Genomic DNA, 25,451 nt, shown 5'->3' with positions numbered 1-25,451 from the left:
GTAGTTTAAGCAAATTACTCAGCTGATGGGGTTGCTTTTTTTGGTGGGCGACCACGAGGGCGACGCGGACGAACAGGTTTGTCTTCTTCCTGCTGTTCTGCATCATCCTTATCTGCTTCAGCTTGTGCAGATTTATCCTCAGCACTTACGGCAACTTCCGCCACTTCAACTTTCGCAGTTTCTGCTTCTGTAGACGCAACTTCAGTTGATTCTGAAGATTTTTCTTCAGGTTGCTGTTGTGAAGAAGTTTGAACTTTTTCTTCAGTCTTCACTTCAGATTGAGTCACTTCAGCTGTCTGTGTTGCTGTTTCTTGATGTGCAACTTCAGATGTTGCATCAGCTGCTTGTGGAGCATCCGTAACAGGTGCTTCAACTTTCACGGCTTCTTGTGCTGCAACTTCTTCAAGGCGCGCTTGTTTTGCTTGCTCTGCTGCAAGTTTTGCAAGACGACGACGCTCACGTGGATCGTTTGCAACACGCTTATCAGACACTGGTTTTGGAGGTGTTAAGTCCAACACAGGTGCAGGCTCTTTTTCAGCTGGAGCTTGTTGAACAGCGACATCACGTGTTACTGGTTTTTTCTCAGTAGCAGGTTCAGCAGATTGAGTATTTAAACTCGCTGCATACTGTTCAGTGAACTTTTGCAATGCGCGATTGAAGGTTGGAATTAATCCAAACTGCTCAATCAATACAGAGCAATCCGCACCATAAACATGTTGAATTAAACTTAAAACCGTATGTTGTGCTAAAGCTGGCACTTGTGAAGGGCGAAGCTTCGGCGCATCTGATTTTGCTTTCTGGTCATGTTGATGCTTGTTACGACGACGTTGACGTGGGTCGTTACTTGCACGTTGTGGTGCTTGTTGAGGTTTAACCTCAGCTTCAATGACAGGTTCATCAACCGTAATTTCCACTTGAGGTGCTGACACTTCAGCGTCTGTCACAACAGGTGCTGGAGCAGTTGCTACAGGTGCTGCCACTTCAGGCGTTAATGCAACAATCTCACTTTGTGCTTGATCAACATTAACCACTAACGCTGTTTTAAGCTCATCATTACGAGGTACATCAATTAAATCAACTTTAACTTGAGCTTCTGGAACAACAGGTGCTGAAGATTGCTCTTGATTTAATACACTTTGATCGCGGTGACGATTTGGGCGTTGTGGACGTTGTGCATTACGGTCACGACGTGGCACAGCTTGTTCAGTTTGTGCTTCGAAAGCCGTCTCATTTTGTTGAGGGCGCTTTTGATGACGTTTCTGATCACGCTGTTCTTGACGTTGCTCATGACGGTTTTCATTGCGTGACTCATGACGATTGTCTTGACGTTGTTCATGGCGAGGTGCCTGTACAACTTCTTCAATCACATGTTGATCTGCGTTAACTTCGCGTGTGTCACGTTGCTTATTGCGATTTTTCTTATTATGACGTTGTGGACGCTCGTCTTTTTCAGTTTGGCGTTCTTGGTCACGTGCATCATTTTTCGTAACAGGTGTATGTGAAATATACGCATTTGTTTCGACAGGTGCAGATGCTTCAATTGCCACAGGCGTCACAGGTGCAATTTGACCGAATTGACCACGACTTACGGCACCACCGTTCACCATTTGTTCAATTGCAGCCGCTGCAGAGTTAGCCGTACGCGATTGATCAATCGTACTCGCTTGCTTTTGAACAAAAAGATTTTCTAACCATGCGCATGGGCTAGTTGCTGGAGCAGCTACTGCTGGGGCAGTTTTTTGTGCTACCGCAGGTTGTGTAGCATTTTGGTTGTTTTTATGACGCTTATTGCCTTTTTCCTGTGTGACAGGGGCATGCGTATGTGGAGCTGTATGCTCTTCTTCTAAGTGCCATTCTGAAGACTCATAACCCAACTCTTTTTCACTTGAACGAGTCGCTTCAGTACGTTCATAGCTGGTTGGTGCAAAGCCTTCAGGATTATACGAGATTTCGTAATGTGGCGTTTCTAAATGCGGGTGAGGGAGTACAGTCACACGTACATTTGAAGTTTGCTCCAAATAGACGAGGCTATGACGTTTTTCATTGAGAAGGAATGCTGCAATTTCAACAGGAACTTCTACTTGAACTTCACCTTGACGCTCACGAAGTGCAATTTCTTCAACTTTACGCATGATCGAAAGTGAAAGAGAGCGTAAGTCACGAACCATACCTGTGCCATGACAACGTGGACATACATAGCCAGTCGCTTCTTCTAAAGAAGGGCGTAAACGTTGGCGACTCATTTCCATTAAGCCGAAACGAGACAATTGACCGAACTGGATACGTGCACGATCACTTTGAGTTGATTCACGCAGTTTCGCTTCAACCATACGTTGATTACGTTCTTTGGTCATATCGATAAAGTCAATCACGACCAGACCACCGATATCACGTAAGCGAAGTTGGCGAGCGATCTCTTCTGCTGCTTCTAAGTTAGTACTAAGCGCAGTTTCCTCTACATCGTGACCACGAGTAGATTTTGCAGAGTTAATATCGATCGAAACCAATGCTTCTGTTTGGTCAATGACAATTGAACCACCAGAAGGAAGTTTAACTTCACGCTCGTAAGCAGTTTGAATTTGACTTTCGATACCAAAATGAGCAAATAAAGGCTCATTCAAAGTATAAGTTTTTAACTTGTCTAATTGGTTCGGCATCACGGCTTTAACGAAATTATATGCTTCGTTATATGCTTGTTCAGAATCAATTAAAATTTCTGCAACATCATCACGTAAATAGTCGCGAATTGCACGAGTAACTACACCAGCTTCCTGATGAACCAACATTGGAGAAGGGCCAGAATTTGCTGTACTTTGGATGCGTGCCCAAAGATCGAGAAGGTGCTGAAGATCAAGTTGAAGCTCTTCTTGTGAGCGACCAATCCCTGCAGTACGTACAATCACGCTCATCCCACGAGGTACATTTAAAGATGCCAACATTTCTTTCAATTCTTCACGAACTGAACCAGAAATTTGACGACTAATACCACCACCTTTCGGGTTGTTTGGCATTAAGACCAAGTAACGACCAGCAAGGGAAATAAAAGTTGAAAGAGCAGCGCCTTTGTTGCCACGTTCCTCTTTTTCAACTTGAACTAAAAGCTCAGTACCTTCAGTGATTAACTCACGAATGTTTGAAGTTTGACGAGGGTCAGCTTTGTAATATGAGTTTGCGATTTCACGCATTGAAAGGAAGCCTTGACGGCCTGCACCATATTCTACAAACACAGCTTCAAGAGATGGCTCAACGCGAGTCACATGACCTTTGTAGATATTGGCTTTCTTTTGTTCACGAGTACGATTTTCTAAATCGAAATCGTAAAGACGGTGACCAGTGATGAGTGCAACGCGAACTTCTTCGGCATGTGTTGCATTGATCAACATACGTTTCATGGGTGTAACACCTAATAGTGATACACAAGCAAAACATCGCGATTTACGTAGCGAACATCAACCCGCATGGATCAATTCCTAGATCACCATAATCAGTTTGATCTAAGTGTATTACCGGCCTTTATTGATCGGCTTCGGTATTTTGATTCACGTATTGATGACGGCAATACGGCTTTAATCCTGTCACTGATTAAAGAAGCCTGAACATTCACTGGCGGACTAACGGTGCATTGGATGTTCGTTACTTTCACTGTCACATTGCTCGAAGATCATCTCTTCAATTTTTTGATAGAGTGTCTTGATACGGAATTATCGTCGTATCTTTACAAATTGTGCAGATCCAATGCATCTAACGTTATAGCCTGAATGAGAAATCAGGTTGCGACCATTCTGATGTGTATCAGTTAACGTTTAAAAACCAACATAATTGTTGGCGACATATTTTTTTAAACAAACTGATTTATGTGCAAAAGCACAATTAAACGCAACAGTTTGTCTTTTTGCCGATATAATAAGCCTTCGGCGTTGGCATATTCTTTTGGGACCATTCCGAGTTTATGCTAAACAAAAATTTAGTTTGAATTTCAAAATTTTGAAATCTCTAAACAAATGTTCACTTACGGCGGTATCCGTGCGCTGACTATAGCAAACCTTAGATCATCTGCCTATGGGCTACACAGACATTTCTAGTCAATAGGGTAGTCTAAATGATCAGTTTTTAATCGAATTTAGTATTTTTTTAGGTCAACGTAACTGTATGAATTCTACGCAAGAATGGCAAAGCGTCACTTGGTTTGAAGTGGATGAGCACCAATTGGGGCAACGCATCGACAATTTTCTATTCGCTCGTCTTAAAGGAGTACCGAAAAGTCGAATCTATCGTTTAATTCGTGAAGGTCAGGTGCGGGTCAACAAAAAGCGTGTGAAAGCGGAAACCAAATTAAATATTGGTGATCAAATCCGTGTTGCACCGATTCGTTATGAACAAAAAGATGAATCTCAAGCTCCAGTATCAGACAAAGTCGCGCAGGGCTTGTTAAGCCGTGTGGTTTATGAAGATGAAGGTCTTTTAGTGGTGAACAAACCTTCTGGGATTGCGGTGCACGGTGGAAGTGGTGTGGCGTATGGTTTAATTGAAGGCTTACGCGCAGCGACAGGGAAAAAATATTTAGAACTGATCCACCGTATTGACCGAGATACTTCAGGCTTGGTGATGATTTCTAAAAAGCGGAGCGTGTTAAAAACACTTCAAGATATGCTTCGTGAACACAAGATTCAAAAAACTTATGCTGCTGTGGTGAAAGGCCAAGTCACATTAGACTCACAATTAATCGATGCACCATTACATCGCTATGAGTTAGCCAATGGTGAACGTCGAGTACGTGTATCTAAAGAAGGAAAACCTTCAAAAACCCAATGGAAGGTAGCAGAACGCTTCATGCATGCATCACTTGTGTATGCGTCACCGCTTTCTGGTCGTACACATCAAATTCGTGTACATGGACTCAGTATCGGTCATCCCTTGGTGGGTGATGAAAAGTACGGGCATGAGACGGAATATCGTGGACCTAAACCACGCCGTTTATGTTTACATGCAATGCGCTTAGAGATCCCAGGATATCCAGTAATTGAAGCACCATTGCCTGAGGATATGCAAAGCTTGGTTGCACAACTTCGCGCACAAAAAGCGGATAAACCTGTAGTGCAGTCTCAACAAGACTGAGTGCGTCTCAGTGGTTGGTAAGGATTGAATCATTGTGTCATGACGAGGTCATGCAACGATGGGATCTTAATATGTCATTATGATATTTACATGGCATCCACCCGATCAAAATTAGGATACAAAATATGACATCAGCGGTAAAACTCATTATTTTTGATTGGGATGGCACTTTGTTTGATTCAGTGGGTCAAATTGTTGAAAGTTTAAAATTTGCCGCCCAACAATTTAATCAACCTTTGACTGATGAGGATGCTAAAAGCATTATTGGCTTAGGATTACCTGAAGTTGCGCAGGTTTTATTTCCTCAGGTTCCTGATTTACACGAGGCAATTTTACAGTCTTATTCAGCGCATTATGTTGAACACTCGAAACATGATCGTTGGTTTGATGGTGTGGCTGAAATGTTGCATGATCTCAAAGAATCAGGAATTCATTTGGCTGTTGCGACAGGAAAAAGTCGTAAGGGGCTAGATCGAGTACTGGGGCAAACTCAGAGTGTGAGTTTGTTTTCAGCGACACGTGCAGCCAGTGAAACAAAATCAAAACCAGATCCGTTGATGTTGGCTGAAATTTTAGCCGAAACTGGTTTTAATGCAGATCAAGCGATAATGGTAGGAGATACTTCATACGATCTTGAAATGGCATTGAATATTCGTATGCCAAGTGTAGGGGTGACGTATGGCGTTCATGTGCCTGAGGTATTACAGCAATATCATCCCCTTGCGGTTGTGGATTCCATTGATGAATTACATCAACTTTTAAAAAATTTGATTAATCAGTCAGTTGCTTGCTAAATCACATCGATAAAAAACCCGCTCAATTCAGCGGGTTTTTTTATTCACGTTGAACTTTGATTAAAGTCTAAATAAAAGACTTTTGAAAGTAACTCCATAAATTTTTGCACAGCAATACCAGTGGCATTCTTGCGATAACTTACAAAGAGATCCAGAGAAGGTAGCTCTACATCGAGTGGACGAGTCACACTATTTTCCAAGAGAAGTGGCATAATATAGCCAGGAAGAATCGTACACCCTAAACCAATACCAATAGAGTTAATGTTAAACAAGATATTGTCAGCTTTTTGAACAATTTTAAAAGAAACGCCATTTTGTTCAGCGAAGCCTAAAATGGTGTCATGCAGGGTCTTAGATTGCTCATCTGAAGGAATAACAAAATCAATGCCATCAAGCGCTTTTACAGGAATACGTTCGTACTTTGCCAAAGGGTGGTCTTTAGGCAGAATAAAAACTAAAGGTTCACGCAGTACAAAGCGACTCTCGATCTCTTCAGAATCTAAACGTTGACGAGTAAAAGTAATGTCCAATTCACCTTTCTTTATGCCTTTGAATTGCTCAATATTATTTAAGCTTTGTAATTCAATTTTTAATTCGGGATTTTGAACACGTAAGTTAGGTAATACATAAGGAAAGATTTTCATTTCTGCAACTGGCACAAAACCAATGCGTAGCATTTTTTGTTTTGCTTTAGACACTTGGCGAGCCATATTAATTGCTTTTTCTGCTTGAGCAATGGTGAGTCTCGCCTGTTCCAGAAACACAGCGCCTTCTTCGGTCAATTCAACTTTTCGTTTGGTACGATTTAGTAAACGCACACCAACATCTTCTTCTAAATCTTTGATTTGTTGGCTGAGTGAAGGCTGTGCTGTGTAGAGCTTAAGTGCAGCTTTGCTAAAATTAAGCTCTTCTGCAACTGTAATAAAATAGCGCAAATGCCGTAATTCCATATAGCCTTCCAGAGAATAATCTAAAAAATGTCTTAATGTTGCTAAAGATGAGTATAAGTGAAATTGATCAATAAGTAGATGTATTTTGATATTTAGTTAGTGAATGAAGCATTTTTTTTTATTTTAAAATTCACATGCATTTAATTTCTTACTTAGATAGAAATTCTACATTTCAAGATCGAACTCTCATCGTGAATGAGTGACTGATTTGTATAGGTTTAGAAAAGATTGTATCTATTAAAGTTGAAACCAATTGTTTCGGCTTTAAGTCTATGAAAAATAATAATGTAGAGAAAAGTACGTTGAAGCTTTGGGAGATCAGTTGTTCAGCGTTAAGTCACATCCTAAACAAAATTTAACTTCCTCTATTTAAGATTTTTGTGGGTGATTAAAAAAACATCAAAAATCAGAAAAAAACAACAAAATCATAAACAAAAAGAAAGTCTGAGTTGTATATGATGAATAATAGAGGGATGATTGGTGTTCTATTTCACAATTTATTGATGAAATTATAACCACTTCATGGGAATTGAGATTGATGTTGTCTTAAATGAAACACGAACAGTGTATCTTTTAAAAACATAATTTAAAAATGCGAATAGATGATGAACATAATCTATTTATATAACTGAATAATCAACTATTTCAAAATCGCTTCGGTTTAAGGTGCTTACATTTATTATGTCTAATTTGACTGATATTCCAACGACGACTTCGAGTAATCCAGAGTCTACACTTGTTGTTGGACGGAAGCCGCAAGATTCTAATCTGCACTATCAACTAAAGACTGAAGATTGTATTCGGCATGTGTGGTTTAAACCAAAACTTAAATTGGTTTCACAGGATCACCATAATGGGCAAAGATTCGTTAATCAGGAACCACGTCCTGCACAGCTCAACCAATGGAATTTATATAAATGGTTGATGGCTCGTAAAAGCTTTACCTGGCAAGGTGATTTCGCGAAAGAGCAACAGGACTTTATTCAAACCAAACGTGCTAAGCCTGAGGCTCGTCCGCATGCAGATTTAGAAGATTGGCAAGTATGGTTTGTTGGTCATGCTACGGTTTTAATTCAAATTGGTCCATATAACTTCTTAACCGACCCTGTATGGGCGGATTATGTAAGCCCAAAGCACGGGAGTGGACCGAAACGTGTTATCCCTGCAGGGATTGCACTTGAAGATTTACCGCAGATTCACGCAGTATTACTCAGTCATAATCACTATGATCATATGGATTTAGCGAGTTTGAATTGGCTACATCAAAAATTTGCTATGCCGATCTATACAGGTCTAGGAAATGCAGCCTATTTACCGAAAGCATTTCATGTGATTGAGATGGATTGGTGGCAGTCTGCCTTATTCAAAGATTTTAAAATTGTCTACACGCCTGCCCAACATGGTTCTGGTCGAGGGCTTCGTGATCAAAACCTTGCATTATGGGGTGGTTTTTCAATTTTATCTGAGCATGGTCATTGTTACTTTGCTGGTGATACAGGCTATGCACAACATTTTAAAGAGATTCACCAGCGCTTAGGTGCACCAAGGATTGCTTTACTGCCAATCGGTGCATATGAACCAAGAGTATTGATGCAATATCTACATATGAATCCTGCTGATGCATTCCAAGCACATAAAGATTTACACGCAAAACGTTCACTAGCGATTCACTATCGTACTTTTCAGTTAACAGATGAAGATCGGAATCAACCTGAGTTGGATCTGCACCAAGCGATGAAAAATGCATCTAAATTTATCAGTCCGTTTTATTGTATTCGGGAAGGTAAAAAACTAATTGTTTGAATAAAAAAACCGCTGATAACAGCGGTTTTTTTATGGAGATATTAATTAAAGTAAGCCTGGATTTCCTTGTGCTGGGTCAGTTGCACGTGCAGCCTGTGCATCAGCTACGGTCATGCCTAATGCTTTTGCAACACCCTCGCCATATGCTGGGTCACAAGCATAGCAGTTACGAATATGACGATACTTAATGAAATCTAATGCATCGCCCATTGCTGCGGCTGTATTGTCAAATAAAGCCTGTTTTTGCTGATCATTCATGAGATTGAATAATGCGCGTGGTTGACTGAAATAGTCATTGTCATCTTCGCGGTAATCCCAGAAATCTGCCGCACCAGAAATTTTTAATGGTGGCTCTTTATATTGTGGCTGTTCCTGCCATTGGCTGAAACTATTTGGTTCATAGTGTGGCAAAGCACCATAGTTACCATCAGTACGACCTTGACCATCGCGACGGTTTGAGTGAACAGGGCAACGTGGTGCATTCACTGGAATTTGATAATGGTTAACACCAACACGGTAGCGTGCAGCATCTGCATAGTTGAACAGACGTGCTTGAAGCATACGGTCAGGTGAGAAGCTGATGCCTGGCACTAAGTTACTTGGGGCAAAGGCAGCTTGTTCTACGTCTTGGAAGTAGTTTTCAGGGTTACGATTAAGTTCGAATTCACCGACTTCGATCAAAGGATAGTCCCCTTTAGGCCATACTTTGGTTAAGTCAAATGGGTGATATGGAACTTTCTCTGCATCTAGCTCAGGCATGATTTGGACGTACATTTTCCATTTCGGGAAATCACCACGTTCAATCGCATCAAATAAGTCAGTTTGAGAACTTTCGCGATCTTTCGCAATAATCGCTTCAGCTTCTGCATCAGTTAAATTCTTAATGCCTTGTTGCGTGCGCATATGGAATTTAACCCAGAAGCGTTCGTTGTTGGCATTGATAAAACTGAAGGTATGGCTACCAAAACCATGCATGTGACGGTAACCATCTGGGATACCGCGGTCTGACATGACAATCGTCACTTGATGTAATGCTTCTGGAAGTAAAGTCCAGAAATCCCAGTTGTTGGTTGCACTACGTTTGTTGGTTTTAGGATCGCGTTTTACTGCTTTGTTTAAGTCAGGGAACTTACGCGCATCACGTAAGAAGAAAACTGGAGTGTTATTACCTACTAAATCCCAGTTACCTTCTTCAGTGTAAAATTTCATTGCGAAACCGCGGATATCACGTTCAGCATCTGCTGCACCACGTTCGCCAGCAACTGTAGAGAAGCGCACAAAAATATCGGTTTTTTTACCGATTTCAGAGAATAATTTAGCGCGAGTATATTGCGTAATATCATGGGTAACAGTGAAGGTACCAAATGCCCCAGAACCTTTCGCGTGCATACGACGCTCAGGAATCACTTCACGAACGAAGTTACCTAGTTTTTCATTCAGCCATAAATCTTGTGCAAGTAAAGGACCACGTGCACCTGCTGTCATACTGTTTTGGTTGTCTACTACAGGAGCACCAGCATCAGTTGTTAAGTGGGTGACAGGACATTTTTTTGAGTCATCGCTCATATTCATTCTCCATTTATAATATATGTCTTTCTTGATGGTTGGCTGAGCATTCACTTTTATAAGATCTAGCGCTTCCAATACCAGAGACATGAACCGTTTTGTTCGATCATTCTAAAGCAACATTGTGACAAGAATGTGTGTTTTATTGAGTTTACAAATTCATCATAAATCATGATGCGTTCAATTGGAGAGTTTAATTTGTAAATAAAATTCCAATTACCCTCATATAAATTAAGGGTTTATTTGAATATTCACCAATAGAATATTTGGTTCAGGTTAAAAGGATTTAACGATGATTTACAGTAAGGTTTTGGTTGTGCAATTCTTGGATATGAATCATAAGTTTGGTTGTTTAAGTGTTTGAATCTTACTGTCATGAAGCATTGCATGATTACTTCATGACGGCGATTAACTTAAGAATCTTTGTTAAACATCAAGCACAATGATTGGTGAGCGAGCTACAGTGTTGCATAGGGTAATGCGATGTTGAATAGTGGATGAGTCAACTTCTAACTGAGTTTGACCTTCCAATTTAGTGCATACACAGGCTTTGCATAAACCTTGTTGACAACCGCTTGGCAGTTTCAGTCCAGCTTGACGCGCGGCTTCAAGTAAAGTGACATTCCCTTCAATGTCGATACTTGAATTACTCTTTTTGAAAATCACTCGACGTGTAACCCCATCAGACTCAAAACTGAGAGGAGCAGGTTTAAAATTTTCTGTGTGAAATGCTGCTGCTTTAACGCCTGCTTGAATAAGTTGTTGGCGAGCAGAATCGATTAATGCTTGAGGGGCGCAGGCATATACGTGTTGGCATTTAAAATCTCGAATATAAGGTTGGAAAATTTCAAGACTAAAACGTCCTTGTCGTAAATCAGATGCCGACTCGTTCTGAACTTTGGAGCAGATGAAGTGAACATTCAAATTTGAATACTTCGCGATTTGACGAATCTCATTTTCAAACAAAATAGAATTTTCATCATGGTTAAAGTAAAACAAATGAGCTTCAGCTTTACTTTCGATACGCTGATATTTTCTTAACATACTTAAAATTGGTGTAATACCGACTCCTGCTGCGATAAAGATTAACTTCGGCGGGAGGGTGTCTAAAACAAAATCAGGTGTAGATTGTGGTGGACTTACAATCGTCACCTCTGTATTTACAGGAACATGATCATGAATATAGTGAGAAACGATGCCCGCAGGTGTACGTTTCACTGCTATTTCAAAATAGCCATCTGCGCTTTGGCTTTCATGCAATAAGCTGTATTGACGAATATAAGTTTGCCCATTTATTTCAAAGCTTAATGAAATAAATGCACCTGCCTGCCATTTTAAATGTTCCCAGCCTTGAGGCTTGCTCATTTTGAGTGTTTTGACTTGACCATTAAGCTGTATTTCGACTTGTATAACTTTTGCCGACGCATTATAGAACTGTGGCTTGTGTAAATATGTCATGGTTGAGGGTGGCTGATATTGAATTCCTCGTTTGATACGTTTTAATAATTCTTTTGGTCGAATGAGTAATTTGAAAGGGTTATTTTTTTCTTGATTACCAAAAGGTAGAGTTCTTTTAATGAGGCTGAGCGGTATCGCTGGAATCAGCTTTTCCATGGGTGAATTGTGATAAGGCAAATGATATTTTTCACAAATACTACGTACTACAGCTTTGATTTGTCTTTGACGATTACATGCTAAATCTGGAAATAAATGATGCTCAAGATGTGTATCTAATCCGCCATAAAAGATTTCAAATGGAGGTGGATTTGGATACGGGACCTCATCATCAAGGATTTTTTTGAGAAACTGATCCAGCGGTGCATATGGGATAAAATTGGTGGTACTTTTAATCTGTCGTATGAAATATTCTTCTTGCGTCTCATCAGGTCCAGGATCTGAATAAAGCTCCAAATTTTCAGCGTGATGTTCTAAGAAGAGGATATGAAGTAAAAAACCATAGCCTATCGTTGTTGTAAGATAATTTCCGATAAAAACAGGTAATTTTTTTGACCATTTTGCAGCGACAGGTGCTTCAATAAACTGTTTTTGAGCATGAGCTTTTATGAGACGAAGTGATTGAGTAAAGGTTTCTTTGGAAAGGATCTTTCGACCTTCTGTACGTGCTGCTGATGTGGCTGTATAGAGTGTGAAATAGTAGGAGGGAGTGATCATCAGCGCACTGTAAATCAGCAATTGAACACTGTGATGCCCGTACCAGCTTTGACCTGCCAAGCTTCTTAAAAAGGAATACCCTAAATCATGATCTTTGCCAACGATGTTGGTAAATGGATGATGATTTTGATGATGCATGACGCGCCATTCACGAGGATCAGTCACAAAGTCCCATACCCAGCGTTCTGAATGAAACTCGGTTGCTTGGGGGAGGTGATCATAACTTCCGTGCATGATGTTATGACCGAGCTCTGAAAATTCGAGTAGGGTGTGTAAACAACCCAGAATAATGCCCCGTCCCCAAGATTCTAAACTTATACATTCACGAATAAGTTGCTCACTGCGTAATTTTATAGCCTTTGAATATGCAGCAACATTTCGAATATGATCAATATCTTGGTCGTTCATCTCGGCTTTGGTTTTTTGATATAACGCCGTGAGTTCATTGACCAGGCTTTGCTGTTCCTCAACAAGATTGGCATACATGTTCATAAAAAATTCCATTTTCTTTTATTTATGAATATAAGAGATTGAATTCACTTGTAGAATGATAATTAAACAGTTAAATTTGACATTAGATGACAAATAAAAACGCGAATAATGATGCTTAATTCATGGAAGTTTTTAAGGGAAGCGAATACAGCTCGGGTACTATGTCATGTTGCAGAAAGCTACGGTATTACTTTTGAGCAATGCCTAGAAAATACACAACTGACGAAACAAGATCTTTATCAAGAAAATTTTGAAATCCAAGAGCGAAATGAATTACAGATCATCAGAAATATTCTGAATCTAATCTCTGATGAACATCCCATTGCGCTCGAAGCTGGGCTTCGACATCACACCACCACATTAGGGGCTTGGGGATTTGCAATTTTAAGTAGTGCCAATGTCAGAGAAGCGTTGCTGATCGCGATACGATATCTGAAATTAGGCGCAATTTTTTCTGATGTGGCTTTGCAAGAAGATGGTGAATTTACACATTTAAATTTATTTCATCATGACCTAAGTGCTGATATGCAATTATTTATTTTAGAAAGAGATATTGCGACCATCATCACACTTCAAAATGACATTCTTGGTGCTCAATTACCATTTCAGATAGATTTAGCGATGACCAAGCCTTGCTATGCAAATCAGATAGAAGAATTAACTGGTTATCCTATTTTTTATGAGAAACCACAAAGTCGAATCACGATTCAATCTGAATTGTTGCTTACCCCATTGCGTCAAGCTGATGACTTCACTTTTATCCGTTACCAAAAAGAGTGTGAGCATGTATTTCGACGCCGAAAAAGCTTAGGGGACTATAGTAAAAAAATACGCGAGTTTTTATTAAAGAATGCATCACAAATGCCGACGATTGAAGATATATCCAAAGCTTTAGCTGTCAATGTTCGTACCATTCAGCGCAATTTAGCCAATGAAGGGATTACGTTTCACCAATTGGTTAAAAATTTACGTGAGGATTTGGCAGATGATTTATTGCTGGGTACTGATCTCACAATAGATCAAATTTCTGAACGGTTGGGTTATGCAGAAGTATCTGTTTTTTCTAGAGCATTCAAGCGCTGTAAGGGTATGCCACCAGCAAAATATAGAAAGATGATGCAACAATAGCAGAACACAATACTGAGATCATATTAAGACGTTAATAAAAATTTAATGACAATTTAGGTCATCATTTACACTAGATAATCTACTTTCAAAAGCTATACTCGATAATATAAATAATGAAGTTATAGATAAAAATTCCAAAGAGGGTGCGTTTATGTCGGCATGGATGACACATCAAATACATAATCAATTTGATGAGCTTCAAGATTACAATCTATATACAACAGATCCAATCTTACAAGAAATCTTACAGCGTTATGGCAGTAGAAACTCAGTCCATTTAAGTGAGTTTGGCGCAGTCGTAGGTTGTGAAAGCTTTTATCACCATGCTGATCTTGCCAATAAACTTCCTCCTATTTTACATAGTTTTGATGCTCGAGGCAGGCGGGCAGATTTTGTTGAATTTCATCCTTCATGGCACAAATGGATGGCGTTAAATCGTAAATATGCGGTTCATGCACATCCTTTTCTAAATTTTACTCAAGAATCTGGTTGGGTGGATTGGGCAGCAAAATTCTTCCTCAGTGGTCAAGTGGAGTGTGGAAACTTATGTCCAAATTCAATGACCTTGGGCAGCATTCCATTGATTCAAAAAGAACCTGAGCTGTGGAAAAAGCTAGGAGATAAAATTTTATCCACTGAATATGACGAACGTGATTTACCAATTGCTCAGAAAAAATCGATTTGGATTGGAATGGGCATGACTGAAAAGCAGGGTGGTTCTGATGTGCGTGCTAATGAAACGACAGCTGTTCCAGTTGGGCAGTCTGGAAGAGGACAAGCCTATTTACTAACTGGGCATAAATGGTTTTTTTCAGCACCTATGTGCGATGCACATTTGGTTGTTGCTAAAACTGAGCATGATGGCTTGGCATGTTTCTTTGTTCCGCGATGGTTGGAAGATGGCACAAAAAATGCGATTCATATTCAACGACTCAAAGAGAAGGTTGGAAATCGCAGCAACTCCAGCTCTGAGGTCGAATTTAAAGAAGCTTGGGGCATTATGATGGGGGAGGCTGGACGCGGCATTCCAACGATTATTGAAATGGCGAATTATACCCGATTAACGTGTGCGGTAGGTTCAAGTGGCATTATGCGTCAGGCCCTAGTACAAAGCATTGCCTATACTCGTCAACGTCAAGCATTTGGTAAGAGACTCATTGAGCAGCCATTAATGCGGTCGGTGCTCACAGATCTTGCTTTAGAAACTGAAGCGGCAGTGCAGTTGAGTTTTCATTTGGCTCATTGTTATGAACATGACAGCGAACTTTGTTTGGCATGGAAACGTATCATGACACCAGCAGCAAAATTTTGGATCTGTAAAAGAGCAGTAGAAATGACTGGTGAAATGATGGAAGTTTTCGGTGGCAATGGCTACGTTGAACATGGCATCATGGCTCGTCTCTTTAAAGAAGCACCTGTGAACACTATTTGGGAAGGGTCAGGTAATGTCATGTGTCTCGATGTGCTTCGTGCTATTTCACGTGATCCTGAATCAATCGAGCATTTATTTAAAGATTTAGCATCTACTGCAAGTCACGACAAAATACTTAATGAAGAGTTGCAGGGACTGTTTAGATTATTTCATCAGGAACCTGATGATTTACAATTTATGGGGAGAAGCTTAGTCAGTCGTTTGGTTGTGCTCTCTCAAGCAGTATTGCTGAAACGTTATGCGCCAGATTTTATTGCCAATGCTTTTATTGAGACGCGTTATCAAAAATTTCATGGTCAAGTGGTGGGAATGCTTGATCCTAAACAAGTAGATGTGACCTCAATTTTAAATCGAGCATTTGCCGCTTAATTATTTTCCAAAACCCTTTTCTGATAGACAGCCAACACATAGATGCGGTTGGCTGTTATCGATACATAAAAATAAATAAGTACGACAGTGTGAAAAAATAGAATTCACTAGAATCGTGTCATTAAAAATTTTTAAATTTTGATCATATTAAAGTGAATAAAACATGTTGATCAAAAGTTATCTCCTCAATAAAGATTATTCGTCATTATGCACATGCAAAAAAAATCAAAAAAATTAAAGTATTTTTTGGTCTTAGTGGTATTGGTTGTTTTAGCACTTTCTGTTTATTTCTATATTCAGGCACAAAAAAAACAGCCAGAACCGCAGACCGTTCAAGTCACTCAAGGTGATCTAACGCAGATTGTTAAAGCCACAGGTGAAATTTATGCATCCGATATTGTCTCCGTGGGTGCGCAAGTCTCAGGTCAAATTCAAAAGCTGTATATCAAGTTAGGACAGGATGTAAAAAAAGGCGAATTAATCGCTGAAATTGACTCGACAACACAGTTGGACAAGCTCAATACCAGTAAAGCCGAACTTGAAGCTGCGAAGGCAGACTTGGCAGCGAAACGTGTCGCTTTACAAACTTTAAAACAAAACTATCAGCGTAAATTAACTTTATACAAAGCTGAAGCAGGCTCTCGTGAAGAGCTCGAACAGGCGAATAATCAGCTTAAACAAGCGATTGCAGATGTTGAGTCAAATGAATATCGGTTGAAACAATTACAGATTAATGTGAATACAGCACAAACTGAATTGGGCTACACTCAGATTCGCTCCCCACTGACGGGTACCGTGGTTTCCATGCCTGTTGAAGCTGGTCAAACCATTAACTTTGCACAAACGACACCTTTGATCGCGACGATTGCCAACTTGAATAAGATGGAAATTCGAATGCAGGTCGCAGAAGGTGACTACACTAAATTAAAAGAAAACATGCCAGTTAAATTTAGCACTTTGGCAGACCCCAATGTGAAATTAGATGGTGTGCTTCAAAGTATTGATCCTGCTTTAACGACCCTGACCAAAGGAACTTACGACGACAAAAATGAAAATGCGAATGCAGCAGTGTTCTACTATGCAAGAATGTTGGTGGACAACCCTGAGCGTAAACTCAGTATCGGTATGACAACTCAAAATGACATTATTGTAAATCAAAAAAAGAATGTGCTAAAAATTCCGAAAACAACGGTGATTGGATATGGATCAGATGCCATGGTTTACCTCTATCAACCTGATGCGAAACCTCAACCAAGAAAAGTTGTGACTGGAATTTCTGACTCAAATGATATTGAAATCAAGTCTGGTTTAAAGTTGGGTGAAAAAATTTTGGCAGAGGCACCTGACGATAGTGCGAATACATCAGGCGATACTCAATGAGTTTGATTGAATTAAAAAAAATAAATAAATTTGTAGGTCCAGATAATAATCAGCAACACATCCTAAAAGATGTCAGTCTAAGTATTGAACAGGGTGAGTTTATTTCGATTATTGGGCAATCAGGTTCAGGTAAGTCTACTTTAATGAATTTACTTGGATGTTTGGATCAAGCCTCTTCAGGACAGTTTCTGTTTCGTGGACAAGATATTTCCTTATTGAGTAATGATGAGCTTTCATCGTTACGTTTAAAAAGTTTTGGGTTTGTGTTCCAACGCTATAATTTATTGAATGCTTTATCTGCGTTAGAGAATGTCGCCTTGCCCGCGATTTATTCAAATTTGAATGCAGAAAACCGTGCAGATCGAGCACTGCAACTTTTAGCTCAGCTCGGTTTAGCTGATAAGAGTGACAATAAACCCAATGAAATGTCGGGTGGACAGCAGCAACGAGTCAGTATTGCCCGCGCGCTTATGAATGGTGGTGAGGTTATTTTAGCCGATGAACCCACAGGCGCTTTGGATTCTGAAAGTGGTGAAATGGTCTTGCAAATTTTGGAAGATCTACACCGTCAAGGGCATACGATTATTTTAGTTACTCATGATAAAAGTATTGCAGAACGTGCAGATCGTGTCATTGAAATTAAAGATGGACGCATTCTTTCGGATACGCAGCGTAAATCTTTAGGGCAAGTTTCTCCATCAAAAGTTTTTCATGCGGACATGAAATTCAGCTTTGTTTCCCAAGTGTATGAAGCGATGAAAATGTCTTTGCACTCAATTTTCGCCAATCGTTTAAGGTCATTTTTGACCATGCTAGGGATTATTATTGGCATTTGCTCAGTCACCATTGTCATTGCGATTGGTAATGGCGCAAAAGAAAAGTTTTTGAATGATTGGGGAGGATTGAAAACAGCAACACTTGAGATTTATCCGGGGGGAACAGCTTTAGCTGCATCTGCCAGCCGTTTAAATATGGATGATTTAAATGCTCTCAATGAGATGAAAGAAATTACCCATGTTTCTCCACATGTCAGTTTAAGCGGGAACATGATTTATCAAAATCGTAATATTGATGTGAGTGCAACAGGTGCAGATGGTTTTTATTTAAAAATTAGAAACATGAAAGTTCAATATGGTCGCTTTTTTACACAGAGCGATGTTGAACAGCGTTCCCAAATCGTAGTGATTGATAAGCAAGCTGCTGAAAAGTTATTTGGACAGCAAAAATTAGCTTTAGGTAAAACAGTGTTATTTAATAAGCGTTCTTATGAAGTTGTTGGAATCGCTGAACCTCAATATAGCTCAGGTTCTTCACAAATTTGGATGCCTTATAATGTATTGATGTCACAAATTTCAAGTAGTGATAATGTCAATCTGCTGACTGCGGTACTACATCAAAATACTGACTCAGTGAAAGCCGAAAAGAAAGTGAGGCAACTATTGATTGCTCGTCATGGTGTGGAGGATTTTGATATATATAACAGTGATGAGTCTATGAAGTCCTTTGAAAAATATTTAGGAACGATGACTTTCTTTATTTCTGCAGTAGCCTTTATTTCATTGGTCGTAGGTGGCGTTGGTGTGATGAATATCATGCTCGTTTCTGTGACCGAGCGAATTAAGGAAATTGGCTTACGAATAGCAGTTGGTGCTCGCCAAAGTGATGTGCAGGCTCAGTTTTTGATTGAATCTGCAGTTTTATGTTTAATTGGTGGCGTAATTGGTGTTGCGATCGCCTTGATCGCCAGTTTTATTTTTAATGCGATTAGCTCAGATTATAAGATGGTATTTTCATGGTCAGTTGCTATTATCGCACTGCTATTTTCAACGCTGGTTGGTTTGATCTTTGGTTATATGCCCGCTAAACGTGCTGCAAACTTAAAACCAATTGAAGCTTTAGCCCATGAATAAGAAAAAATTAGAGATGGCTGTTCAGTGAGTATTGTCTGTATTAACAGGTATTCAAAGTTCAAGATACTAAAGTTAACATTTTTTATCGTGGAATTTATTGTTGCAAATCAGTCTAATATTTTAACTGTAAATTCGATTTTTTTACTTACTAAACCGTAAGTACTTCTCATCCTTCTTCTACCTCAATAAGCTTTTAATTCGTCTTGTTGCACTGCCACATCCGCAGTATGACGAGGGGGAAATATGGCACTTTTGCTTTAAAGCTTATTTAAAAAATAAAGATCAATAAGAACCATAGATAAATTTATCTCATGAGGCTGATATGAAAAATCTCCTAACCACTAGTTTATTTGTGACCACCATTGCTTTAAGTGGCTGTAATGATTCTGATGATAAAAGTCCAAAAGATTCATCAAATCCATCTCCACTCACTTTGCAGACTTATACTCCTGGCGAGGATGCTGTTTTTGCCGTTGCATCAACTTTAATTTCAGGAAAAAAAGATGCTATTTTGGTCGATGCTCAATTTCAGAATCAATACGCTAAAGACGTAGTCAATCTGATTAAGAAATCAGGTAAAAATTTAAAATATATTTATATTTCCCATAGTGACCCTGACTATTATTTTGGAACCAATGAAATTTTAAAAGCATTTCCAAATGCTAAGGTTGTTTCAACCGCGCAGACAGCTTATTTGATACAAGCCTCTAAAGAAGATAAGTTATCAATTTGGCAGCCACAATTAGCAAAAGGCGATGCCCCTGAAAAGATTATTATTCCTGAAGCCTTAAATTCAGGATATATGGAATTAGATGGGCAAAAGATTCAAGTCCAACTTGATCCAGAAGATTCCACACATAGTTTCTTATGGATTCCAAGTTTAAAAACGGCATTGGGTGGTATTTCGGTCGCTTATGGTGAGCATTTGTGGATGGCCGATACCAATGGTGTGCAAGGGATCGATCTTTGGAAGAAGCAAATTGATAAAATACTGAGTTTAAATCCTGAAAAAGTGATCCCAGGTCATTATTTAAAAAGTGACTTTTCACCTAAGCCATTGGATTGGATTAAAGGGTATTTAACGAACTTTAAAACAGCAGTTACTGAAAATCAAAGCTCGGAAGGGATTTTTGGATATATGAAAGCAAAGTATCCAGATCTTGAGTCGAGTGAAGAAGTGCTAAAAATGTCTGCACAAGTATTTGCCAAAGAAACCGATTGGAAAGTTGCATCTCCTTATCCGCCAATAGGGCAAAAAATTCAAGTCGATTTTACGAGTTTGGAATTTGATCTTGATGTCAAAGACCATCAAAACCTAACTTTTACAGGTGCCGGTGGCGCAGATGGGCCAGATCTTTCTGAAGCGGTAAAATACACACCTGTTGAGATTGCTAAAAATATTTTTATGGTTTATTGGCATGAGGATAAATCAGGAGATAATGTCGTTCATATTCAAGATTATAATCGAGATATCGTTTACACCAACATTGCTGGGAATGATGGAACAATTCATCTTAAAGGCAAAATACTAGGCGTCAAAGGTGTAATCAAGGACATCGGTTTACAACAAGTATTGAACAAACCATTCTTCGCTATTGGACAGACTTTGGCGTTAAACATCAATGGTCAAACGCGGCGTCTTGAATTCAAAGACCAAAGTCTTTTAAATATCACATCAGGACAAAATACATCTGCCAATATTGAATATTTAGCCACACAGGTTGGACCTGAGCAGTTTATGGTGTATTGGACAGATGATGCGACTAAAGAAAATGTTGTACTGATCATCGATCAAAAGCAAAAGATCATTTACCAAAATATCGCAATGCCAGATGGAAAATTTAATCATCATCGAGGTACATTTAGTCTTCTACCGAAAGAATGAAGATTTAGTCCTTTCTATGCTGAGTAAGAGTACCTTCGGGTGCTCGAGTTTTTGATCAATTTAACATAGAAAAATGGCAGAGCTAATCTTAAACATTGTATGCATTCGATGAATGTCATTGAAAAAACCATTATGAATTTGCTTGTATAATGTACAAAAAAGCGTAATATCGCTTTCCCATCATGAAGGATGGATAAACTGAAGGTGATTAAAAAATGGCAAAGAAAAAAGCGTTGCCAGAAGTTGTGATTCACAACTTTGTGGCAAAACATATGCATGAAGTCAACAAAAGCCAAGTTTTTGTAGATCGTAAGAAAAATGCAAAACGTGGCTATAGCAAGCACAAAAAAGGGAGATATTCGAATGATTATCTCCCTTTTTTTATATGCCTAAACACGTGAAGGTTAGTCTGCTCCACCACTACTTCCACCATAATCTATATCTACATATGATGATTCGCTCATTTGGTGTTCAGAATTCATCGTTCAACCATGATCTAGCGTATAATTTGAAATAGGTTTATTGGGTCTTGAACTACTTTTTAATTTACTAACATATAAATGAAATAGAATTACCGAGATCGCTACGATCAACATGAAGATTAAAAAAAAAGCCAATTGATTATGTTGTTACTCAGCTCTTTCTCTGCTTAAACCGAGATTCATATTAGGCATTTACAATACGATTCGATTTCACCATATCCGCTAAACCATGATGACGGAAATAATACTCCATCCAACTTTTCACAATGAGTGGATTACTCATTTTCACCACTTCATCCAAAAGTGTTTGCGCATCGACCATTGGAACATGACAAATTGCTTTACGGACTCTGAGAATATTGCTCGAACTCATTGAAAGCGTATTAAAGCCCATTGCCATCAGTAAAATTGCTGAGAGTGGATCGCCAGCCATTTCACCACAAATACTGACAGGTTTGTCATATTTATGACACTCTTGAACTAAGCGTTGCAATGCTCGAAGCACTGAGGGATGGAAGTGAGAATAAACACTCGATACACGTGGGTTATTACGGTCGACTGCCAACAAATATTGGATTAAATCATTCGAACCCACAGAGAAGAAATCAACTAATTCTGCAAACTCACCAATTTGGAGTAAAACACTAGGTACTTCCACCATGATGCCAATCTTAGGACGATTAATTTTAACTTGTTCTTCTTCCTGAACCGCAGCTAAGTCACGCTCAATAATATAAAGCGCTTCTTCTACTTCACTGACGCTGGTGATCATTGGCAGCAAAATATGCAAATTATTCAAGCCGACACTGGCTTTTAACATCGCACGAATTTGTGAAGAGAAAATCTCAGGATGATCCAAGGTAAAACGAATCCCTCTCCATCCTAATGCTGAGTTTTCTTCTTCTATTTCGAAATAAGGTAAATCTTTATCTGCACCAATATCCAAAGTACGCATCACGACTGGTTTATTGGCAAAGTGACTAAGTTGTTGACGGTAAATCGCCCGTTGCTCTTCTTCACCCGGGAAACGATCACGCAACATAAATGGAATTTCTGAACGATAGAGTCCGACACCTTTGGCACCGCGTTGTACACCACGCACGACATCAATCATTAAACCTGTATTCACAAATAAGCGTACTGCAACACCATCAGGAGTGATGGCATCTTTGGTTTCATACTGTTTAAGATCTTTGGCGATTTGTTCTTCTTCTTTTTGGATGTCACGGTAACGTTGACGTAAACGACGTGGTGGATTGATAAATACACGTCCTTGATAGGCATCAACAATCATTTCCACATCATCAAGGGTAGTCACCGGAAGTTCGGTGACACCAACAACTGTGGGGATACCCAAAGCACGTGCCACAATCACCATATGTGAATTGGCAGCCCCTTCAGACGTCACAATCGCTGCAATCTTATCTACAGGAAGTTCAACCAATGCTGCCGTACTGATTTCTTCACCCACGATGATACTGTCATTGCTCAGTTCACGATGACTCAGATCATCTTCTTGAAGTGCTGCTAAAATACGTCGCCCAAGGTCTTTTAGGTCTGCAACACGTTCTCGTAAATAATCGTCTTCCATTTGTGCAAAGATTGCCACATGACGATCAATAACGTGTTTAACTGCACCTTGAGCCCAGTGACCATCACGGATTAACTCTTTGATTTCAGCAGGCAGGGCATTCTCATCCAACATTCTCAAGAATACGCTAAATAATGCACGTTCCTCAGACATCAAAGAATCTTGCATTTTATCATCAAGTGATTGAATTTCTTGGCGAACTGAATCAACTGCATGATCAAGTAATTCAAGCTCTTCACTGATATCTTCAGCTTCGCGGTCAGGTACTGAACCTAAATCTGCGGGTGGATAAAGAATAAGTGCACGACCTAATGCAATACCACCTGCACCTGATGATCCTTGAAATGTTTTATAGGTTGGAGAATTATTTGGCTTACGGAAAACATCAATATTTCCAACTGCATGCGCATGGGCGATAACGCCAGAAAGTTGCGCACAAAGTGTGACTAAAAACGATTCAGCAGCTTCGCTAAAGTCTTGTGGTTCAGTATTTTGAACCACGAGAACACCCATGACTTTTCGACGATACATAACAGGAACGCCAAGGAAAGAGTTATAAATCTCTTCACCCGTTTCTGGGAAATATGCGAAACGCTCATGCTTAAACGCATTCTCGATATTGACGATTTCCTCGCGTTGCCCAACGAGTCCGACCAAACCCTCACCCAGCTGCAGTGAGACATTGCCAATAGATTCAGCATTTAAGCCTTTGGAAGCCATCAGAACGTAACGTTGGTTACGTTCATCAAGTAAATAAATAGAGCACACATCTACATGCATTGCTTCAGAAATTTGGTTGACCATAATTTCTAACGAATCATGCAAACTGACAGACGCATTGATTTCTTGGACAATGCGCCGTAAAGAGTCTAATTGCATGTTCGACATGTAGCGGTGCTCCTCTTAAAGGGATGTAATTATGGTGATTATTCAAATAGTCGAAATAAAAATCAAACATTTAAATTCAATGTTTAATATAAATCATGCTATGGCAGATGCATACACAATTCCAACATGGCACGACGGTAAACATCTTTTTTGAAGTTCACCACTTGGCCTAGTGGATACCAATAGCTGACCCATTGCCATTGATCAAACTCTGGCGGATCATTTAAGTTCAACTGAATATGATTCGTTGACGCGACTAATTTCAATAAAAACCATTTTTGCTTTTGTCCGATACACACAGGATCAGAATCTGATCTGATGTAGCGAAGTGGCAAACGATAATGTAACCAACCTTCGGTCTGAGCAATTATTTGGACGTGCTCCGGCAATAACCCGACTTCTTCACGGAGTTCCCTGAAAAGTGCCTGTTCTGGAGTTTCACCAAATTGGATGCCTCCTTGAGGAAATTGCCAAGCATTGTGACCAATGCGTTTTGCCCATAAAACTTGTCCAATATCATTTGCCAAAATGATCCCGACATTCGGTCGGAAACCTTCTGAGTCGATCATTTGGCACCTAAAATTTATTAAATTCGTTGACTTTGGGTTCGGGGGCATCCACTCTCTATGCCCAACTCGAAAAGTTCAAAGTAATAATGTTTTAAAATTGCTATGATCTTAACGAATTTCTATCGACTAGCGGAAATAGATTTACATTTTTTTTCTTAAATTTCAGTTTGAACGAGTAATTTCATGAAATTGGCGTTGTTTGATTTAGATCACACCTTGTTAAATACCGACTCTGACCATTCTTGGGGTGAGTTTTTAGTCAATGAAGGCTTGGTTGATCCAGTTCGACATCGCGCCATGAATGACAAATTTTATGAAGACTACAAAGCAGGACAACTTGATCCAATTGCCTACAACGAATTTGTATTTGAATTTTTAACGCAACATGACAATGAGTATTTGACCGACTTACATCAGCTTTTTATGCAAAAAGTGATTCGACCTCAAATGCGTCCTGAAGGTTATAAAGCGATTCAACGTCATCAAGATGCTGGGCATCAATTAGTAGGGATTACCGCAACATCAGATTTTATTACTGCACCTATTTTTCGTGAATTTGGTATTACAGAAATTATTGCAACCAATGCAGAAGTGGTTGATGGTAAATATACGGGTAAAGTCATTAATATTCCGTGTTATCAAAAAGGTAAATTGGCACGATTAGATCAATGGCTCGAGGGACGAGACGTTACTGAATCATGGGCATATTCAGACTCCATTAACGATCGATTCTTATTGGAATATGCGGATCATGCGATTGCAGTCAATCCAGATGAGCGTCTTGAAGCATTGGCTAAAGAGCAGGGTTGGGATATCCAAGACTGGTCCATTTAAGACAGTTTTATTCTCAAAATTAAATCATTGCTAAAGCCATTGTATCAATGGCTTTTTTTCATTGATCAGCATTGAAATAACTTGAGATGAA

The 25,451-nt window shown here is 39.4% G+C and carries 17 protein-coding genes; 11 read left to right on the top strand and 6 right to left on the bottom strand.

The window, feature by feature from the left end; translation table 11 throughout:
• Nucleotides 1-14: 14 nt before the first annotated feature.
• Nucleotides 15-3,392: an Rne/Rng family ribonuclease gene (locus tag CL42_RS01505; protein WP_035264201.1), complete on the bottom strand. Its 3,378-nt coding sequence runs from the start codon at nt 3,390-3,392 to the stop codon at nt 15-17.
• A 66-nt stretch (nt 3,393-3,458) separates the two neighbouring features.
• Between CL42_RS01505 and CL42_RS16960 the strand changes: the two genes are divergently transcribed.
• From CL42_RS16960 to CL42_RS01495, 3 genes are all read left to right on the top strand, one after another.
• Nucleotides 3,459-3,596 carry a hypothetical protein gene (locus CL42_RS16960; protein ID WP_155756939.1) on the top strand — a complete coding sequence of 46 codons (138 nt, stop codon included), beginning with the start codon at nt 3,459-3,461 and terminating at the stop codon, nt 3,594-3,596.
• Between the two features lie 553 nt (nt 3,597-4,149).
• Nucleotides 4,150-5,115 (top strand): RluA family pseudouridine synthase, encoded by a 966-nt coding sequence (locus CL42_RS01500; protein ID WP_035264199.1) that lies wholly within the window; start codon nt 4,150-4,152, stop codon nt 5,113-5,115.
• Nucleotides 5,116-5,240: 125 nt separating this feature from the next.
• Nucleotides 5,241-5,909, top strand: coding sequence for an HAD family hydrolase (locus CL42_RS01495; protein WP_035264197.1), 669 nt, complete (start codon nt 5,241-5,243; stop codon nt 5,907-5,909).
• A 44-nt stretch (nt 5,910-5,953) separates the two neighbouring features.
• Here CL42_RS01495 and hcaR read toward each other — a convergent pair whose 3' ends face one another.
• Nucleotides 5,954-6,859 carry a DNA-binding transcriptional regulator HcaR gene (gene hcaR / locus CL42_RS01490; RefSeq protein WP_035264195.1) on the bottom strand — a complete coding sequence of 302 codons (906 nt, stop codon included), beginning with the start codon at nt 6,857-6,859 and terminating at the stop codon, nt 5,954-5,956.
• A 681-nt stretch (nt 6,860-7,540) separates the two neighbouring features.
• Here hcaR and CL42_RS01485 point away from each other — a divergent pair.
• Entirely contained in the window at nt 7,541-8,662 is a 1,122-nt protein-coding gene (locus tag CL42_RS01485; RefSeq protein WP_081403220.1) for an MBL fold metallo-hydrolase, read from the top strand.
• Nucleotides 8,663-8,707: 45 nt separating this feature from the next.
• Here CL42_RS01485 and CL42_RS01480 read toward each other — a convergent pair whose 3' ends face one another.
• Together CL42_RS01480 and CL42_RS01475 are read right to left on the bottom strand one after the other, a co-directional pair.
• Nucleotides 8,708-10,228, bottom strand: a complete 1,521-nt coding sequence (locus CL42_RS01480; protein ID WP_035264193.1) for a catalase — start codon at nt 10,226-10,228, stop codon at nt 8,708-8,710.
• A 426-nt stretch (nt 10,229-10,654) separates the two neighbouring features.
• Complete coding sequence (locus CL42_RS01475) at nt 10,655-12,892, bottom strand: fatty acid desaturase (RefSeq protein ID WP_228133216.1); 2,238 nt, start codon at nt 12,890-12,892, stop codon at nt 10,655-10,657.
• 111 nt (nt 12,893-13,003) lie between these two features.
• Here CL42_RS01475 and CL42_RS01470 point away from each other — a divergent pair, with 111 nt between their 5' ends.
• From CL42_RS01470 to CL42_RS01445, 6 genes are all read left to right on the top strand, one after another.
• Nucleotides 13,004-14,020 carry an AraC family transcriptional regulator gene (locus CL42_RS01470; RefSeq protein WP_035264191.1) on the top strand — a complete coding sequence of 339 codons (1,017 nt, stop codon included), beginning with the start codon at nt 13,004-13,006 and terminating at the stop codon, nt 14,018-14,020.
• Between the two features lie 151 nt (nt 14,021-14,171).
• The gene (locus CL42_RS01465) at nt 14,172-15,821 is read left to right on the top strand and encodes an acyl-CoA dehydrogenase family protein (protein ID WP_035264189.1); all 1,650 of its coding nucleotides are present in this window, start codon (nt 14,172-14,174) and stop codon (nt 15,819-15,821) included.
• A 207-nt stretch (nt 15,822-16,028) separates the two neighbouring features.
• On the top strand, nt 16,029-17,201 hold the full coding sequence (locus CL42_RS01460; protein WP_051586497.1) for an efflux RND transporter periplasmic adaptor subunit: 1,173 nt from the start codon (nt 16,029-16,031) through the stop codon (nt 17,199-17,201).
• Nucleotides 17,198-19,111 carry a MacB family efflux pump subunit gene (locus CL42_RS01455; RefSeq protein ID WP_035264187.1) on the top strand — a complete coding sequence of 638 codons (1,914 nt, stop codon included), beginning with the start codon at nt 17,198-17,200 and terminating at the stop codon, nt 19,109-19,111. The genes CL42_RS01460 and CL42_RS01455 overlap by 4 nt, the downstream gene beginning before the upstream one ends.
• A 322-nt stretch (nt 19,112-19,433) precedes the next feature.
• Nucleotides 19,434-20,996, top strand: a complete 1,563-nt coding sequence (locus tag CL42_RS01450) for an MBL fold metallo-hydrolase (protein WP_081403218.1) — start codon at nt 19,434-19,436, stop codon at nt 20,994-20,996.
• 215 nt (nt 20,997-21,211) lie between these two features.
• The gene (locus CL42_RS01445) at nt 21,212-21,397 is read left to right on the top strand and encodes a hypothetical protein (RefSeq protein ID WP_035264181.1); all 186 of its coding nucleotides are present in this window, start codon (nt 21,212-21,214) and stop codon (nt 21,395-21,397) included.
• 265 nt (nt 21,398-21,662) lie between these two features.
• Here CL42_RS01445 and ptsP read toward each other — a convergent pair whose 3' ends face one another.
• Both ptsP and CL42_RS01435 read right to left on the bottom strand, forming a co-directional pair.
• Nucleotides 21,663-23,957: a phosphoenolpyruvate--protein phosphotransferase gene (gene ptsP / locus CL42_RS01440; protein ID WP_035264179.1), complete on the bottom strand. Its 2,295-nt coding sequence runs from the start codon at nt 23,955-23,957 to the stop codon at nt 21,663-21,665.
• A gap of 98 nt (nt 23,958-24,055) precedes the next feature.
• A complete protein-coding gene (locus CL42_RS01435) occupies nt 24,056-24,526 on the bottom strand; it encodes an RNA pyrophosphohydrolase (RefSeq protein ID WP_035264177.1) in 471 nt (156 codons plus the stop codon).
• 183 nt (nt 24,527-24,709) lie between these two features.
• Here CL42_RS01435 and CL42_RS01430 point away from each other — a divergent pair, with 183 nt between their 5' ends.
• Complete coding sequence (locus CL42_RS01430; protein ID WP_035264175.1) at nt 24,710-25,360, top strand: HAD family hydrolase; 651 nt, start codon at nt 24,710-24,712, stop codon at nt 25,358-25,360.
• The last annotated feature ends 91 nt before the right edge of the window (nt 25,361-25,451 follow it).

It is taken from the genome of Acinetobacter sp. Ver3, from assembly GCF_000632455.1.
Lineage (GTDB): Bacteria > Pseudomonadota > Gammaproteobacteria > Pseudomonadales > Moraxellaceae > Acinetobacter.
This window is presented reverse-complemented; position numbering and strand designations above follow the sequence as displayed.